1 protein-coding gene is annotated in these 530 nt (G+C 44.0%); it reads left to right on the forward strand.

What is annotated here, in order from left to right:
* Positions 1-528: aldehyde dehydrogenase family protein (locus ACWHAR_RS31565; RefSeq protein ID WP_452088990.1), on the forward strand; the 528-nt coding region annotated here is incomplete at its 5' end.
* Between the last annotated feature and the right edge of the window lie 2 nt (positions 529-530).

Consider the following 530-nt stretch of genomic DNA (forward strand, 5'->3'; position numbering starts at 1 on the left):
ATTGAAATTACGGAATCAAAAGTAACTGCTAAACCTGACAGTGCAGATGTTTATATGGGACCTGTCATTGACCAAGGTTCTTATGATAAAATTATGAGCTATATTGAGATCGGAAAACAGGAAGGGCGTTTAGTAAGCGGCGGTACTGGTGATGATTCGAAAGGATACTTCATCAAACCGACGATCTTCGCTGACCTTGATCCGAAAGCAAGACTCATGCAGGAAGAAATTTTCGGACCTGTCGTTGCATTTTGTAAAGTGTCAGACTTTGATGAAGCTTTAGAAGTGGCAAACAATACTGAATATGGTTTGACAGGCGCGGTTATCACAAACAACCGCAAGCACATCGAGCGTGCGAAACAGGAATTCCATGTCGGAAACCTATACTTCAACCGCAACTGTACAGGTGCTATCGTCGGCTACCATCCGTTTGGCGGCTTCAAAATGTCGGGAACGGATTCAAAAGCAGGCGGGCCGGATTACTTGGCTCTGCATATGCAAGCAAAAACAATCAGTGAAATGTTCTAAGC

It is taken from the genome of Bacillus sp. LR--39 (assembly GCF_053613335.1).